We start from the raw sequence: 15,579 nt of genomic DNA, 5'->3' as shown, positions 1-15,579 counted from the left end.
GGTACGTGAATAAGATTAATTGTGATAGCTCGCGGGGCGCAGCGTCGCGTCGCGGCCATGCTTTCCAGAGCGGTTGCCGCGGATGGCCACGGCGAGGCGGCGTTCGGTGTAGCGGGCCAGACGCACAAAGGGCAGCCCCAACAGGAAGTAGATCACGGCGACCATAATGCCGATGCCGAAATAATCGTAATAAGTGTTCGCCAATTGACCATAAGCCTTGGTCAGGTCGATCAGCGTGATCATGGAGACCAGCGACGAATCTTTGAGCAGCGAGATGAAATCGTTGGTCACCGGCGGCAGCGAGACGCGCACGGCCTGGGGGATGACCACGTAGCGCAGCGCCTGGCGTTTGTCCATACCCAAGGCGAGGGCCCCTTCCATCTGAGCGCGCGGCACTGCCATCAATCCGGCGCGGTAGTTTTCGGCCTCGTAGGCGGCGTAGTTCATGCCCAGGCCGATCACGCCGGCCATGAACGGCGACAGTTTGATGCCGATGTTGGGCAGACCGTAGAAGATGAAAAACAGCTGGATCAGCACCGGCGTGCCGCGCACTACCTCGATGTAGGCCGTCGCCAGACGGGAGAGGAGTTTGGGCGCGAAAAGGCGCGTGATCGCCAGCAGCAGCCCCAGCACGATGGCCAGGCTCATCGCGCAGACCGAAACTTCCAGCGTGACGACGGCGGCCTTGCCGAACGTGGGCAGAAAACCCATGTAGCGTTCGAAGCGCTGTTTCAGCGTCATGCCCTGCCGCTGATACTCCGCCCAGACATTGAATTTGTCGGGGCCGAAGCGGGCCGGCGAATCGTCGTTGAAGAATTTTGCCATGACGGGCGTCCACATGTTCCATCGGTCGTAAATGCCGCGCAGCGTGCCGTCGTCGCGGATGGAAACCAGCGCTGCGTTCAGTTTGGCCAGCAGCTCGGTCTCGCCCTTGCGCACGGGAATGCCGTAACTGATCTCGCCGATCGGCTCGCCGACGAACTCCAGATCCGTGTTGAAACCGGCGTAGAAGATGGCGATCGGCGAATCCATCAGCACCGCGTCGAGACGGTCATGGGCCATGTCCTGATAGGCGTTGATCTCGTTGTCGTAGGTGCGGATCTCATCCACGCCGGCATCGGCCAGCGTGAAAAAAGCGTAGGATTGTTTCAGCGTGCCGACGCGTTTGCCTACGCAGTCCTCCAACGAATTGATGCGGACGGGATTGCCCCTCTGAACGACCAGCTGCAGGAACGTTTTGTAATAAGGAAGCGAAAAATCGACTTCTTCTTTGTGCTCCGGCGTGATCTCCAGGCCGCTCAGGGCGATGTCGTACAGCCCGAGGTTGAGGCCGGGGATCAGATTGTCCCAGCCGTTGTGGACGAACTGAGGCGTCATCCCCATGCGTTCGGCCAGAGCGTTGACGATGTCGATCTCGAAGCCGATCATGATCTTGTCGTCGCGGGGATCCATGAACATGTACGGCACGTTGCCCTCGGAATCGCCGCCCCACCTCAGAATCGGCTGATCCGCCGTCAGGGCCGGAGAGACGATGGCCAGCAGCGCCAGCAGGGCGCAGAGAAGAGTACGCAGCCGTTTCATCAGTAGCTCACTCCGTTGAGATGGCGCAGAAAGTTCTGCGTGCGGGGATCCTTGGGCTGGGTGAAGAGGACGTCGCCGTCTTCTTTCTCGACGATTTCGCCGTCGTACATGAAGACGATGTAGTCCGAGGCGTCGCGGGCGAAGTTCATCTGATGGGTGACCACGACCTGGGTCATGCCGTCGCGGTCCAGATCCTTCATGACTTGAAGGACTTCTCCGACCAGCTCCGGATCGAGCGCCGAAGTCGGCTCGTCGTACAGCATCACCTTGGGCTGCATGGCCAGCGCGCGGGCGATCGCGGCGCGCTGGGTCTGCCCGCCCGACATGGTGACGGGATACTTGTCGACAAAATCGGACAGGCCGACTTTGTCGAGCAGTTCAAGGCCCTGTTTTTTGGCGTCCTCTTCTTTGACATGCTTGACCACCATCGGGGCCAGCATGATGTTTTCAAGAACGGTTTTGTGCGGGAAGAGATTGAAACTCTGAAAAACCATTCCGACTTCCTGACGCATCTTGTGGCAGGCGTCGAGGAACTTCTTGTCGAAATCCCGGTCTTTCTCTTCGTCCTCAGTGGAACGGCTGACCGTTACGCCGGCTATGGAAATCGTGCCGGAATCGATGTATTCGAGGCAGTTCAAACACCTGAGAAAGGTGGATTTGCCACAGCCCGAGGGGCCGATGATGGAAACAAGGTCCCCTTCTTCAATGTCGATGGAGACTCCCTTTAAAATGGTCGCTCCGTCTTCGTAACTCTTGCGCAGGTTTTTCACCTGGATCAACGGTACAGCCGCGTTGGTCAAAAGTCTCATCCTCCTGTTACAGGTCGGACATGAAGCCGTCGTCCTCCCTATAGCCTGCGCCGGTTTGCTCCCACAGGGTCCGGCATTTTTTTGTGTAAAAGTTTTCGCCCCTTCGTATTCCAACTGCGCGGCGCTGGGATGGCCGGCAGTGGAGTCTCTCGTCACGAGGACGAGGTCATAATAATTATAGGGTGATTTCCCCCTTTGACAAGGCCTGAATTTTTTCAAGCGGACGATTGATCAGGCAAAGTTCGTCGAAAGTTTCGCTTCATTTTGTCGAAAACGCGCAAAGGGCTCTTTCATATCGCTCGCTTCACCTCGGACGACTTTGCGGAAACAGGCGACGAAGAATTTTCCGCGGCGGGAATCCCGTTGCGTAAAAATCATTGCCGATCTTTTTTATAGGAATTTATTCTTGTCGGGGAAAACATATTGATATAATAGGTTTATCGTGACAATCCGAGATCAATGGGGGAGTTCCATGTTGAAAGAACTGTTGAAAGTCGATCGCCTGACCGTGCGCGTGGAGGACCGGGAGATCCTTTGCGGCGTCGGCCTGACGGTGAACGCCGGCGAGACGCACGTCCTCATGGGGCCGAACGGGGCCGGCAAGTCGACCTTGGGGTACGCGCTGATGGGCGATCCGCGCTATACGGTCGGCACGGGGAAAATTTTTTTCGCCGGCCGGGACGTGACCGAAACATCCGCGGCGCAGCGCGCCAAAGCGGGGATGTTTTTGTCGTTTCAGGCGCCGCTGGAAGTGCCCGGGCTGGCGCTGAGCGGTTTTCTCCGCACGGCGCTGGAGCAGTGCACGGGCGAGCGCGTCAAATTTGGAGCTTTCCGCAAGGATCTGGCGAAGGCGATGGAAGTCCTGCACATGGATCCGTCTTACGCCGACCGCGATCTGAACGTCGGTTTTTCCGGCGGCGAGAAGAAGAAAGCGGAGATCCTTCAGCTGCTCATGCTCAAGCCGTCCTTCGCCATCCTCGACGAGACGGATTCGGGGCTCGACGTCGACGCGGTGCACGTCGTTTCCGCCGGCATCCGCGAATATCAGAAGGACGAAAACGCGGCGCTGATGATCATCACGCACAACGCGCGCATCCTCGAGTCGCTGCGCGTCGACGCCGCGCACGTGCTCGTTCGGGGGCGGCTCGTCGCTTCCGGCGGCGCGGAGCTGGTCGACGAGATCGGCGCCCACGGTTTCGAACGCTTTCTCGGCAGGTGAGCTCCATGAAAGAAAAGACGTACGTCGAAGACCTGGACCGCAGCCGCTACGACTTCCGTTTCGACGGCAAGGACGCCTATAAAGTCGAAGAGGGGCTGACGGCGGAGATCGTCGCCCGGATCTCCGCGGAAAAAAACGATCCGCCGTGGATGCGCGAGTTTCGCCTGAACGCGCTGAAAGTTTACGGAGAGCTGCCGCTCCCCGACTGGGGGCCGCCGCTCGACGGGCTGCGCATGGAAAACATCGTCACCTACGTGCGCCCCGATACGGAGCGCATGCACGCCAGTTGGGACGACGTGCCGGCGGACATCAAAACTACGTTCGAGCGCCTCGGCATCCCGCAGGCGGAGCGGCAGTCGCTGGCCGGCGTCAGCGCGCAGTACGATTCCGAGCTGGTCTATCACAACGTCAAGGCCGAAGTGGCGGCGCAGGGCGTGGTCTATACCGATCTGGAGAGCGCGCTGCGCGGCCCGTACGCGGAGATGATCCGGGAGCATTTCATGAAGCTGGTGCCGCCGCGCGACCACAAGTTCGCGGCGCTGCACGGCGCGGTCTGGTCGGGCGGCTCCTTCGTCTACGTGCCGCCGCGCGTGAAGGTGGAGATTCCGCTGCAGTCGTATTTCCGCCTCAACGCGCCCGGCGCGGGACAGTTCGAGCACACGCTGATCATCCTCGACGAAGGAGCCGACCTGCACTTCATCGAAGGCTGCTCGGCGCCCAAGTACAACGTGGCCAACCTGCACGCCGGCTGCGTAGAGCTGTTCGTGGGCAAAAACGCGCGGCTGCGCTATTCCACGATCGAGAACTGGTCGAAGAACATGTACAACCTCAACACCAAGCGCGCCGTCGTCGAGGAGGGCGGAATTATGGAATGGGTGTCGGGATCGTTCGGCTCGCACATCTCGTATCTCTATCCGATGACGATCCTGAACGGAGACGGCGCGCGCATGGAGTTCACCGGCATCACCTTCGCCGGGCGCGGGCAGAATCTCGACACGGGCATGAAGGTCGTGCACGCCGCGCCCTCGACGTCGTCGTACGTCGCCACGCGCTCGATCTCCAAGGACGGCGGCGTCGGCACCTTCCGCAGCGCCGTGGTCATGAACGCCGCAGCGAAGTGCGCCAAGTCGTCGGTCTCGTGCCAGTCGCTGATGCTCGACGCGATCAGCCGCAGCGACACGATCCCCGCTGTGGACGTCCGCACGCCGGATGCCGACGTCGGTCACGAAGCCAAGATCGGCCGCATCAGCGACGAAGCGGTGTTCTACCTGATGTCGCGCGGCATTCCCGAGGACGAGGCGCGCGCCATGATCGTCAGCGGTTTCGCCGACAACGTCTCCAAGGAGCTGCCGCTGGAATACGCGGTGGAAATGAACAATCTGATCCGCCTGGAAATGAAGGGCAGCATCGGCTAGAGGAGGAAAACTTTCATGGATTCGATGGAGATGAAGGTCAATCGCCTGCCCGCGCCGACGTGGAACTGGCTGCGCATGAACGGGACGGAAACGGCTGCGCGGGTCGGCGGCGAGGGAGCTTTTGCCGCCGAAGTCCCCGCGGGCGTCGCGGATGAAACGCTGCCCGCGCCGTCGCTGCGCTGCGCGTCCGGCATGGGGCCGGACGTGGAGCGGTTGGTGGAGGAGGCGGCGCTGCCGGTCCGCAGATACGCGGCCGCCGGAAAAGTGGACGAAGCGCTGCGTTTCAGCTTTGATTACGCGGACGGCGCGGCAGCGTTCAACGCCGTGGAGCTGGAGACGGGCGAAGGCGGCGAGCTGACGGCGGTCATGGATTTCCGTTCGGCCCCCGGCGCGGCGGGGTTCGCCGGCGCGCAGACGAAGATGGAGCTGGGACGGAACTCGCTGCTGCGTCTGGTGCAGATCCAACGGCTTGGCGGCGGGCTGACGTTTTTCAACGACGTGGGCGCGCGGTGCGCTGACGGCGCGCGGGTGGAGCTGATCCAGCTGGCGCTGGGCGGCGGGAACGTCTTCATGGGCGCGCAGTGTGCCCTCGAAGGGCGACGCAGCGCGCTGAAGGCCGACGTCGGCTATCTGTTGCGCGGAACCGAACGGCTCGACATGAACTACACGGCGCTGCACGAAGGACGCCGCACGCAAAGCGAGATCAACGCTTCCGGCGTGCTGCGGGAGAAGGCTTTCAAACTGTTCCGCGGTACGATCGACTTTCGCCGCGGCGCCGCGCAGGCGTCGGGCGACGAAAAAGAGGACGTGCTGCTGCTGGACGACGGCGTCGTCAACCGGACGATCCCGCTGATCCTCTGCGGCGAAGACGACGTGACGGGCAATCACGGCGCCACGATCGGACGCCTCGACGACCGGCTGCTGTTTTATCTTGAGTCGCGCGGGCTGCCCCGCGACGACGCGTACGAGATGATGGCCCGCGCGCGCGTCGCCGCCGTGGCCGCGAAAATTCCCGACGAAACGACGCGGCGCGGCGTGGAACGCTGGTTGAACGGAGGAACGAACGATGAATGAAACGGAACTGAAACGGGAAGACGAGCGCCTGCGCGGCGACTTTCCGATTTTCGCCGATAAAGATCTGGTCTATCTCGACAGCTCGGCGACGACGCAGAAGCCAAAGCGCGTGCTGGACGCGGTGCGGGATTATTACGAGAAAAACAACGCCAACCCGCTGCGCGGCCTGTACCGGCTGAGCGTGGCGGCGACGGAGGCCTACGAAAACGCGCGCGCGGCCGTTCAGAAGTTCGTCAACGCCGCCGCGCCCGAGGAGATCGTTTTCACTCGCAACGCCACGGAGAGCTTGAACCTCGTCGCCTACAGCTGGGGCATGAACTTTTTGCGCCCCGGCGACGAGATCCTCGTCAGCGTCATGGAGCACCACAGCAATCTGCTGCCCTGGCAGAACGCCGCCCGCGCGGCCGGCGCGGCGTTGAAGTTTGTCGACTGCGCGCCGGACGGCTCCCTGACGGCGGAAACGTTCGCCGTGGCGCTGACGCCGCGCACGCGGCTGGCGGCGGTGACGCACGTTTCCAACGTGCTGGGCGTGGAAAACGATCTCAAAACTTTTGCCGAATTGTGCCGCCGCAACGGCACGATCCTCGTCGCCGACGGCGCGCAGAGCGTGCCGCACCTGCCCGTGGACGTGCGGGAGCTCGGCGTCGATTTTCTCGCCTTTTCCGGGCACAAGATGCTGGCGCCGATGGGCGTCGGCGTGCTGTACGGACGGCGCAAGCTGCTCGACAAAATGCCGCCCTTCCTCTACGGCGGCGAGATGATCGAGTCCGTCCGGCGCGACGGCGCCACCTACGCGCCCGTGCCGCACAAGTTCGAGGCCGGCACCGTCAACGCCGGCGGCGCCGCGGGATTGGCGGCGGCGATCGAATACATCCAGTCCGTCGGCTTCGAAACGATCCAGCGCCGCGAAAACGCCCTCTGCGCGCTGGCGCTGGCGGAAATGAAAAAGATCCCGCACGTGCATGTGCTCGGCAGCGGCGATCCACTCGACCACCACGGCATCCTTTCCTTCACGGTCGACGGGGTGCATCCGCACGACATCGCGGCGATCTGCGACGAAGCCGGCATCTGCGTGCGGGCCGGCCATCACTGCGCCCAGCCGCTGCTCGAACATCTCGGCTGCCGCTCGACGGCGCGCGCCAGCATCGCCTTTTACAACACGGAGGAAGACATCCGCCGTTTTATCGCCTGCCTGGCGGGCATCCGAAAGAAGATGGGCCGCGATGGAGAATAGGACGTTTTACAACGAAATCCTCACCGAACACAACGTTCGTCCGGCGCACAAACACGCGCTCGAAAACGCCGGCTTCTCGCTGGAAGGCGTCAACCCGTCCTGCGGCGACGACATCACGCTCAGCCTCAAAATCGAAAACGGCGTCATCGTCGACGGCGCGTTCGCGGGCGACGGCTGCGCGATCTCGCAGGCTTCGGCGGACATCATGCTCGACCTCGTCATCGGCCGCACGAAAGAGGAGGCCCTGCGTCTGTCGGATATCTTCCGGCGCATGATCCAGGGCGCGGCCTCCGAGGAAGAGATCGAAGAGCTCGAAGAGGCCGGCGCGCTGCGCGACGTTTCCCACATGCCGGCGCGCGTCAAGTGCGCCGTGCTGGGCTGGCATACCATGGACGAGATCCTGCGGAACCTCGACAACGCCGCGAAGAAACGCTGAAAAAAGCCGCAAAGTTAGCCTGATATGTACCCAGAATCCTGGACACAATGATTACTGATCGAACTCGCGAGACATGGATGCTATCCTGTACTTTACAGGCGGCATCCATTTTGTTTTGATCTGGTTCCGCTCATTGTTATAGTATTTTATATATTTTCTGATTGCACTGGTAAAATCCTTAAATGCCCTATATTCCTGCTCATGTCTATAATACATCTCATTCTTCAGTCTCCCGAAGAACGTCTCCATAATACAGTTATCGTAGCAATTGCCTTTCCTTAACATCGACTGGATAATACCGTGTGCTTTCAATTCATGCTGATACTGCCATCTGTATTCTTGCGGCGCAACCAGCGCCCAAAATTGTACGTTCTGTGGTGTCTATTATGCGGAAAACAGTTCTGAGATGCAAGATGAATTCTGAAACTTAATTATATAATTTCTGACATGCCAAACCCCAAAGTAAATGCAACACGGTATCGAAAAACTCTTTTCCGTTGAGAGGTTGCACTTCTTATCTTGAGAAGAGGATATCACCATCAATCATTGTTATATCAACTTTCAGTTTGTCAATGTCCATAGGAGCAATGCTCAATATGTCATCAGAAAGCACTATCAAGTCAGCCAGCTTGCCAACCTCTACGCTGCCCTTGATGTTTTCCTCAAAAGTAGAATATGCGCCGTTAAGCGTTGCGACTCGAATCGCCTCAAGAGGGGTTATAGCCTGAGTACGATCGCACTGAACGCCCTTTACTCTGTCATACCTGTTGACACAACCGTCAATGCACTTAAGTCCCACTGGTCCGGAGGGCGCGTCACTGTGAAGCGAGCATTTTACTCCTTTGTCAATCATGCTTCTCAGTGCCCCAAGATATCTGTTTCGTTCACCGTAAAAGCGCGTGAAATTGGCTCCGAGCATGGCGACGAGACCGGCATTGACAGACGGGCAGATGTTCATGACCGCCATTCTGTCAATCAGATCCTGATCGACTATCGTGCAGTGCTCAATCCGATGGCGCAAACGCCGCACTCTGTCAGGATCTTCAGCAAAGACCCTTTCAAAGCCCTCTATCATGAATTCAATAGCAAGGTCACCAATGGCGTGCGCTGTAGCCTGGCATTCGGCGTCATTTATCTTCTTAATGTAGTCTGAAACTTCCTGGCGCTCCCAGCCTCTTTCGCGAACCATTGAGGGGGCATGTGAATAGGGCTCACGAGTCGCGCAGGATGGACCACCTGAACCGCCATCGATCATGAATTTGCACGGTCCTACTCTGAAATGTTCATCGCCAAGGCCCGTGAGGAATCCTAGGTCAAGCCAGCTCTGATTCTCAGCAAGAGAGAATGGTTTGCCAAAGATGCTGTGAAGCGCCATGTTGACACGCACTTTGAACGCACCTTCACGGCAGAGTTTCTGCATAACGTGATAAGATGTGCGCCCGCATTCTCCCATATCTCCAACCGAAGTGACTCCAGCCTCAAGCAATTGCCGTTGCGACACCAGCGCCGCTTCTTTCTGCTGGTCTTCCGTGTAACCGACGTGAGACCAGAGTAAAAAGTGAGTGTGACCTCTCACCATGCCAGTGAGGGCTCCATTTACCACTTCTACCTCATCGGGGGGAAATTTCGCGGCGTCCTTTGGCGATGTCACGCCAAGGCACGCCAGCGCCAGGGTGTTATACATGCAAATGTGCCCGCCTCCGTGCATGCATTGGACTGGATTTAAAGGAGCAACCTCGTCAAGCTCTTCTAAAGTCGGATGCCGCTTCTCGCACAGAAGCAGTGGTTCATAACCCATCATGGATATCCACTCGCCTGGCTTCTTATGCTGGACTGCACAGCGAAGCAAATCCAGAAGTTCGACAATGGAACCGCAACGCTTGAGCGTTGTGTCAATAATAGCCGAGTTGGGATCGCAGCCGAGCATTCCGTTCAGTATCGGGTGAAAATGAGTATCGTTGATGCCAGGCATCAGCGTTCGTCCCTTGAGGTCAATGACCCGCGTTTCAGGGGCGATGAGGCCGTCTATCTCACTGTCGCTTCCGATAAAGGCGATTTTGTTTCCCTTGACGCCGACGGCCTCAACAATCTCGTCGGCTTCGTTCACAGTGATCACTTTGCCATTTATAAAAGCTGTATCCAGATATGAATAGCCTCCAATCATGCTTTCCGATATTCTTCCTTTGTGGTCGCGCGTCTTCATATTCTCACTCCCTCAGCTATTTCATAATAAATTCAAGGACCGGCCCCACAGTGTCCCGCAGACACAAACATGCCAAACCATTAGCCTGCCTGCGATTCTCACCTCAGGACCGATCCCGCAGAGAACAGTCACAGCATTTCAGTTGTCAATAAATGTCATGCCACCGTTTTGCCGTCTTTCATGATGAGTTTGCCATCCTGGTACTTCTCGCCTTTTGCCATGTCAAAGGTCTTCTTGCCCCAAACGCCGACGACGCGCATAAAGACAAGATAGCTGACGAGAACAGCCACAAGGCAGAAGATCATAGAGCTCCTGCTCATGGAACGGGCTGAGTAGGCCAGAATAGCAGGCATGACAAAGTATGACGCGGGAACGTTCACGATGTTTGCTGGCCCCAGTTCCGCCGCGGTTGTTGTCTCCGCTTCGGGGTCGACGATACGGACAAGAGAGAGTCCCGTAGCGTTCGTGCCCGTCGCGGTTCCCCACTCACCGAGAATGCGCTCAAAGTCGTTACTTCCGCCAAAGCGCGCGCCGAAGTAAAGAATGGCGTACCACGTGACAAGAGAGGCGACTACGCAGATGATCAGAATAGGCACCATCCACTTGCCCACGATCTGCATGTCAATGGCCATGAAAGCTGAAGCCACCATCAGGTCTGTGCAGAGAGCGCCAATGCGGATCTGAGTACCTCTGTCGAGATACTTTAACAGCCCGAACCTGCCGACGAACCAGCGGAGGGCATAGGCGCAGAGCATGCCGTTAAAGAACAGCAACTGAGAGAAGAGTCTTCCAAAATAGCCGGGGAAGAACCCCCACAGCTTGCCGACATAGATACCCATAATCCAAGCCACGCCAACAAGAGCGACGTGGAATGTCAGGACATCAAGGTTGCCGCCAAAAGTTGTGAGCTTGCCGTAATTTTCTTGTTTTTCAGGCTCATAAAATCCCAGGGCTACGTCGTCGCCAAGGCGGACGCTTGAACTTGCGATTCCCATTTTGATGCCCCTCTTTGCGTAGGGTACGCCGAAGATAAACGCGACCAGAAAGCCCATAGACGCAAAGGTAATGCCCACCTGAACAGCGTGGCTCCACCCCGCAGCCTCCATCTGAATTCCGTATGTGACTGCCTGTCCAGGCCCCTGAGCGAAACCGAAAGAGATGAGGAGCCCATATGTAGGATCCATCCCCCAGTATTGTCCAATCAGGCACAGAAGGCCGAAACCGATCAGAGCCTGGAACGAATAGGCTAGAGCCCAGAACGAGCCCATTCCAAGGATACCTGAAAACATGCTGCCAGCAATTTTTTCACGGAACCCCGAAAGACGGTGTGGCATTGTTTTATGTGCCGCCTGATCTTTTTTCGCCGCGAGAGTAATACCCATGTTAATAAAAAGGAACGTATAGAGTTGCCCTGAAATGTAGCTGTAATCAGCCGATGAGGAACCGCCAAGTCCAGTCGTATTCATAAATGCGAACCCGACAACACCTGCAATGACACATGCAGGTACCAGAGATTTCCCTAAAAAGAAGATCTTTGCCCGCAATAGCACTGCGAGAATAAACATTACCCCTATCCACGCTAAAGCTGTCATTTTCATTCCTCCTCCTTATGATTATTTTGCACCACAGGATCAACAATTGTAATGCACAACAACCTCACAGCCATCTGTCAGCTGTGGCATGACAGATATGCCCGCACCGCATTGTCGTCACATCAGGGCTCGGGGCAACCATGTGCTGAGCCAGGGCAGATAAGTGACGAGAAGCACATCCACCACGAGCGCCAGAATGAAAGGCAAAACGCTCTTTGCGATTTTCTCAAGTTTAATGCCAGAGACACCACAAGCCACAAAAAGGCAGATTCCAAAAGGCGGAGTAACCTGTCCAATAGCCAGGTTGACACAAATTATCAGACCAAAGTGAATAGGATCAATGCCAAGCTGGACAGAAATCGGGAAAAGTATGGGAACCAGGATGATTAACGCCGCCACGGTGTCAAGGAACGTGCCGACAACAAGCAGAAGCACGTTGATCAGCAACAGGATTATCACCGGATTTGAGGATACGGAAAGCATCCATTTGGCGATCACGTCGGGGATTCTGTTGTTCGTCAAAATCCAGCCGAACAGCGATGCAGCAGCGATCAAAAACAGGATACCCGCCGTGCTGACCGCGGATTCGATCAGCACATCTACAATAACCTTGAATTTAAGCTGACGATAGACAAAAGTTCCAATGACAAAGGCATAAACGACAGCCACGACAGCCGCCTCTGTCGGCGTGAACATGCCGCTGTAAATGCCGCCTATGACGATGATAGGCATGAAGATCGCGAGAATCGCGTCTTTAAAAGCAACCCAGCAATCATGCCAGCTGGCCGTATATTCATCTTTATACCCACGCTTACGCGAAATCACATAGACTATGACAATCAGAGACAGCCCCATCAGCAGACCGGGAATCATTCCGCCGAGAAACATGGCTCCCACTGACGCGCCTGTAAGCACAGCGTAAGTAACAAAGGGAATGCTGGGGGGAATGATGATTCCGATGGTCCCCGCTGAGGCGTTGACCGCGGAAGCAAAACCTACGTCGTAGCTGTGCTTGACCATGGCGGGAATCATGATGCCTCCAATAGCGGCTGTGGTTGCGGCGGAGGAACCGGAAATCGCCGCAAAAAACATGCAGGCTACGATGGATACCATACCCAACCCTCCGTGACAAGCTCCAAGAAAGGCACTTGCGAGGGAGATCAGTCTTTGAGATATTCCCCCCTGTTCCATCAAGCTACCAGACAGGATAAAGAATGGTACAGCCATGAATGGAAATGAGTCCGTCGCGGTAAAAAGCCTCTGAGGTACCACTTGTAGGGGAACGCGAGTGCATAGCATCAAAGTGAGCACCGAAGCTATTCCGATGGAAAAACCGATAGGAACCTTCAGGAAAAACAGAACCAGCAACGATCCAAAAAGTATCAATGCGATATCGTTACTCATGTCCATCTACCGCCCTTTTAAAGCTCTGAATGAGACTATCAAGAGAGTGAAGCATCATCAACGCCGCACCAATGGCAATTGAAGCGTAAATATAGCCCATTTTCACGCCCATAGCGGGGGATGTCTGGCGAAGTGTGATCATCGTTATCTTGATGCCATATCGAATCAAGATGTAGAAGAATGCCATATTCAGCATCGTTACGAATACGGCAGTCCAGCGCTGTATTGACTTGGGGAAAAAACTCATAAAAGCTTCGATCTCTATTAAGGCACCGCGTTTGACACCGACACTCAAACCAAGAAACGTCAGATAGACCATCATGTAACGCGACAGTTCCTCGGACCATGGCAGAGAGCCATGCATTATTCTGAAAACGACCTGTGCAAAGGTCACCACCGTCATAGCTGCCAATAACACGCAGATAATTTTCTCCACAAGGTAATTCAGAGCGTTGCTGACATTATGCATCATGCGCACTCCTTCCTAAAAGAGGCTGCGTCTTTGCAACGCAGCCTCTCACCTACACTAAACTTCGCTATCATGCCTTTAGATAGAAATACTTGATTTGTAAAATTGAAACGCAATCAAGCATCTATAGAAGCATAGTATTATCTGTTACGAAATAATGAATTCAATTTCAGAAACTTAATGCTTTTAAACGCATCTTTTACTTCGTATTTATAATGCTGTCAATGAGTTCTTTTGTAAATTTCTTTTCATATTTCTCGTAGACAGGTACGCATGCTGCCTTAAATTCATCCTGATTGGGATAGGTCACTGTCATGCCTGCTTCCTGGAGCAAGCCAATCTGTTCGTCATCCATCTGTTTGATCAAACCGCGCTGATAGGGTGCCACCTCTTTGGCTGTGTCAACGAGAATTCTGCGGGTATTCTCGTCAAAGCGTTCGAGTGTGATTGCGCTGATCAGAAGGAGTGATGGCGAATAAACATGGTTCGTCACGGCAAGATATTTCTGATTGGCTTCTACAAGCTTCTGTACGTAAATTATGGGCACAGGGTTTTCCTGTCCGTCAATAACTCCCTGCTGAAGAGCTGTGAAGACCTCACTCCAGGCCATAGGAGTCGGGTCAACGCCAAGGGCGCGGAAAGCATCCATATGGACCTGGTTCTCCATGGTACGAAGCTTTAAACCTTTGATGTCGGCTACCGAGTTAATCGGGCGCTTGGAGTTCGTAACCTGTCGGAAACCGTTTTCCCAGTAGGCAGCTCCCACGATGCCAACGTCGGCTAGTTTCTTTAAAAGCTCCTCGCCGATTGCTCCATCGAGCACCTTATAAACGTGTTCTCGGTCGCGGAATAGGAAAGGAAGATCAAACATCAGGAATTTAGGTTCAAAGCCACCCATGGGGCCTGTAGAGGAAACGCACAGATCCAGCGTCCCCATTTGAAGCCCTTCGATGTTATCGCGTTCATTTCCGAGCTGCGCAGAGTGGAAAATATCAATGGACACTTCGCCATTTGTGCGCTCTTTGACCAGTTCAGCATATTTTACAAGTCCAAGATGGTAAGGGTGAGAAGGTGCCACAGAATGTGAGGCTTTAAGGACTTCTGCGGCAAACGCGCTTGTGCTTAACATAGTGCAAAGGACTGTCGCGAGTGCAAGCAATTTTTTCATGTTTTTACCTCCTTGATGATATGTTTTTTGTATATTCGCGCGCATAAAACCGTTTTACTGAAAGACGCCAAAGTTATTCCGATGCTGGAGGAATATCAACCTGCTTGTTGAAGCAGAATTCATGCGAAGGGAACGTGCCATCGAGGGTCTCTTTATGAAATTCGTTAAGGCCTTCAACCATAGCCTGGCGAATCTGGGCAAACTGTTTGACGAATTTGGGCTTAAACTCGCCGTACATGCCGAGAAGGTCCTGTGTAACCAGAACCTGGCAGTCTACGTCGGGGCCAGCGCCTATTCCGAGGATGGGTATTTTCACTTCTTTGGACATAGCCCTGGCAACACAGTTGGGGACACACTCAAGAACGATGGAGAACGCCCCGTTTTTTTCAAGAATTTTGGCGTCTTCAATAATCTTGCGGGCGCTCTCAGGCGTACCACCCTGCACCTTAAATCCGCCAAAGGAAGTAGCGGTCTGAGGGGTCATGCCAATATGGCCCATTACGGGGATGCCGGCCTTGACGATTGCGGCGACTTTATCAGCCATCTCGACGCCGCCTTCAAGCTTAATGCAATCGCATCCCGTCTCCTTGATCAGGCGTGTCGCATTCATGATAGCCTGCTCGCAGCTCACGTTATAGGAACCAAAGGGCATGTCCCCCACGATAAAGGTATTCGGAGCTCCCTTGACGACGGGGCGGATATGATGAATCATATCATCCATGGTCACAGCGGTGGTACCGCTATAGCCAAGCATAATCATGCCGAGAGAATCTCCGACGAGAATCACTTCTACCTCACTATCGTTTACGATTGAAGCCGTAGTATAATCATAAGCCGTTACGTAGGAAAATTTCCTGCCCTCGTCTTTGTACTTCTGAAAATCCATAATAGTCATTTTCTTTTTCGTCATCACAAACTCCTCCTCCTAGAATAATGTAGTCGCACTTGTTGACAGATTATTGAACGGAACAATCT

General features: G+C 55.5%; 14 protein-coding genes. 5 read left to right on the top strand and 9 right to left on the bottom strand.

Going from position 1 to position 15,579, the window contains the following annotated elements:
* Window positions 1-15: 15 nt before the first annotated feature.
* Together B0D78_RS07015 and B0D78_RS07010 are read right to left on the bottom strand one after the other, a co-directional pair.
* Window positions 16-1,581, bottom strand: coding sequence for an ABC transporter substrate-binding protein/permease (locus tag B0D78_RS07015; RefSeq protein ID WP_078016267.1), 1,566 nt, complete (start codon window positions 1,579-1,581; stop codon window positions 16-18).
* Complete coding sequence (locus B0D78_RS07010) at window positions 1,581-2,381, bottom strand: amino acid ABC transporter ATP-binding protein (protein WP_120372240.1); 801 nt, start codon at window positions 2,379-2,381, stop codon at window positions 1,581-1,583. The genes B0D78_RS07015 and B0D78_RS07010 overlap by 1 nt, the downstream gene beginning before the upstream one ends.
* A gap of 481 nt (window positions 2,382-2,862) precedes the next feature.
* On the opposite strand from B0D78_RS07010, the gene sufC reads away from it, so the two are divergent.
* From sufC to sufU, 5 genes are read left to right on the top strand one after another with little or no spacing between them, the layout of a single operon-like run.
* The gene (gene sufC / locus B0D78_RS07005; RefSeq protein WP_078016265.1) at window positions 2,863-3,609 is read left to right on the top strand and encodes a Fe-S cluster assembly ATPase SufC; all 747 of its coding nucleotides are present in this window, start codon (window positions 2,863-2,865) and stop codon (window positions 3,607-3,609) included.
* 5 nt (window positions 3,610-3,614) lie between these two features.
* Complete coding sequence (gene sufB / locus B0D78_RS07000) at window positions 3,615-5,024, top strand: Fe-S cluster assembly protein SufB (protein WP_078016264.1); 1,410 nt, start codon at window positions 3,615-3,617, stop codon at window positions 5,022-5,024.
* A 15-nt stretch (window positions 5,025-5,039) separates the two neighbouring features.
* Window positions 5,040-6,098, top strand: a complete 1,059-nt coding sequence (locus B0D78_RS06995; RefSeq protein WP_078016263.1) for a SufB/SufD family protein — start codon at window positions 5,040-5,042, stop codon at window positions 6,096-6,098.
* Complete coding sequence (locus tag B0D78_RS06990; protein ID WP_078016262.1) at window positions 6,091-7,332, top strand: aminotransferase class V-fold PLP-dependent enzyme; 1,242 nt, start codon at window positions 6,091-6,093, stop codon at window positions 7,330-7,332. Before B0D78_RS06995 ends, B0D78_RS06990 begins: the two co-directional genes overlap by 8 nt.
* A complete protein-coding gene (gene sufU / locus B0D78_RS06985) occupies window positions 7,322-7,768 on the top strand; it encodes a Fe-S cluster assembly sulfur transfer protein SufU (RefSeq protein ID WP_078016261.1) in 447 nt (148 codons plus the stop codon). The genes B0D78_RS06990 and sufU overlap by 11 nt, the downstream gene beginning before the upstream one ends.
* A 51-nt stretch (window positions 7,769-7,819) precedes the next feature.
* Here sufU and B0D78_RS13605 read toward each other — a convergent pair whose 3' ends face one another.
* The 7 genes from B0D78_RS13605 to panB all read right to left on the bottom strand — a co-directional run bounded on the left by B0D78_RS13605 (window position 7,820) and on the right by panB (window position 15,514).
* A complete protein-coding gene (locus tag B0D78_RS13605; RefSeq protein ID WP_143521768.1) occupies window positions 7,820-8,080 on the bottom strand; it encodes an IS3 family transposase in 261 nt (86 codons plus the stop codon).
* 202 nt (window positions 8,081-8,282) lie between these two features.
* Window positions 8,283-9,971: an amidohydrolase gene (locus B0D78_RS06975; protein WP_078016259.1), complete on the bottom strand. Its 1,689-nt coding sequence runs from the start codon at window positions 9,969-9,971 to the stop codon at window positions 8,283-8,285.
* A gap of 155 nt (window positions 9,972-10,126) precedes the next feature.
* On the bottom strand, window positions 10,127-11,563 hold the full coding sequence (locus B0D78_RS06970; protein ID WP_240496135.1) for a sodium:glutamate symporter: 1,437 nt from the start codon (window positions 11,561-11,563) through the stop codon (window positions 10,127-10,129).
* Window positions 11,564-11,680: 117 nt separating this feature from the next.
* Window positions 11,681-12,967, bottom strand: coding sequence for a TRAP transporter large permease (locus B0D78_RS06965; RefSeq protein ID WP_078016305.1), 1,287 nt, complete (start codon window positions 12,965-12,967; stop codon window positions 11,681-11,683).
* Window positions 12,960-13,439 carry a TRAP transporter small permease gene (locus tag B0D78_RS06960; protein ID WP_078016257.1) on the bottom strand — a complete coding sequence of 160 codons (480 nt, stop codon included), beginning with the start codon at window positions 13,437-13,439 and terminating at the stop codon, window positions 12,960-12,962. Before B0D78_RS06960 ends, B0D78_RS06965 begins: the two co-directional genes overlap by 8 nt.
* Before the next feature lie 196 nt (window positions 13,440-13,635).
* The gene (locus tag B0D78_RS06955) at window positions 13,636-14,604 is read right to left on the bottom strand and encodes a TRAP transporter substrate-binding protein (protein ID WP_078016256.1); all 969 of its coding nucleotides are present in this window, start codon (window positions 14,602-14,604) and stop codon (window positions 13,636-13,638) included.
* Window positions 14,605-14,677: 73 nt separating this feature from the next.
* A complete protein-coding gene (gene panB / locus B0D78_RS06950; protein WP_078016255.1) occupies window positions 14,678-15,514 on the bottom strand; it encodes a 3-methyl-2-oxobutanoate hydroxymethyltransferase in 837 nt (278 codons plus the stop codon).
* Window positions 15,515-15,579: the final 65 nt, after the last annotated feature.

Source organism: Pyramidobacter sp. C12-8, assembly GCF_002007215.1.
Classification (GTDB): Bacteria; Synergistota; Synergistia; order Synergistales; family Dethiosulfovibrionaceae; genus Pyramidobacter.
The sequence above is the reverse complement of the archived record's forward strand: the minus strand, read 5'-3'. Positions and strand labels throughout refer to the sequence as shown.

Excerpts from the sequence above, each read along its gene's own strand:
- B0D78_RS07015 (WP_078016267.1), bottom strand. The coding sequence starts at position 1,581 with ATGAAACGGCTGCGTACTCTTCTCTGCGCCCTGCTGGCGCTGCTGGCC.
- sufC (WP_078016265.1), top strand. The coding sequence starts at position 2,863 with ATGTTGAAAGAACTGTTGAAAGTCGATCGCCTGACCGTGCGCGTGGAG.
- sufB (WP_078016264.1), top strand. The coding sequence starts at position 3,615 with ATGAAAGAAAAGACGTACGTCGAAGACCTGGACCGCAGCCGCTACGAC.
- B0D78_RS06995 (WP_078016263.1), top strand. The coding sequence starts at position 5,040 with ATGGATTCGATGGAGATGAAGGTCAATCGCCTGCCCGCGCCGACGTGG.
- B0D78_RS06990 (WP_078016262.1), top strand. The coding sequence starts at position 6,091 with ATGAATGAAACGGAACTGAAACGGGAAGACGAGCGCCTGCGCGGCGAC.
- sufU (WP_078016261.1), top strand. The coding sequence starts at position 7,322 with ATGGAGAATAGGACGTTTTACAACGAAATCCTCACCGAACACAACGTT.
- B0D78_RS06975 (WP_078016259.1), bottom strand. The coding sequence starts at position 9,971 with ATGAAGACGCGCGACCACAAAGGAAGAATATCGGAAAGCATGATTGGA.
- B0D78_RS06970 (WP_240496135.1), bottom strand. The coding sequence starts at position 11,563 with ATGACAGCTTTAGCGTGGATAGGGGTAATGTTTATTCTCGCAGTGCTA.
- B0D78_RS06965 (WP_078016305.1), bottom strand. The coding sequence starts at position 12,967 with ATGAGTAACGATATCGCATTGATACTTTTTGGATCGTTGCTGGTTCTG.
- B0D78_RS06960 (WP_078016257.1), bottom strand. The coding sequence starts at position 13,439 with ATGATGCATAATGTCAGCAACGCTCTGAATTACCTTGTGGAGAAAATT.
- B0D78_RS06955 (WP_078016256.1), bottom strand. The coding sequence starts at position 14,604 with ATGAAAAAATTGCTTGCACTCGCGACAGTCCTTTGCACTATGTTAAGC.
- panB (WP_078016255.1), bottom strand. The coding sequence starts at position 15,514 with ATGACGAAAAAGAAAATGACTATTATGGATTTTCAGAAGTACAAAGAC.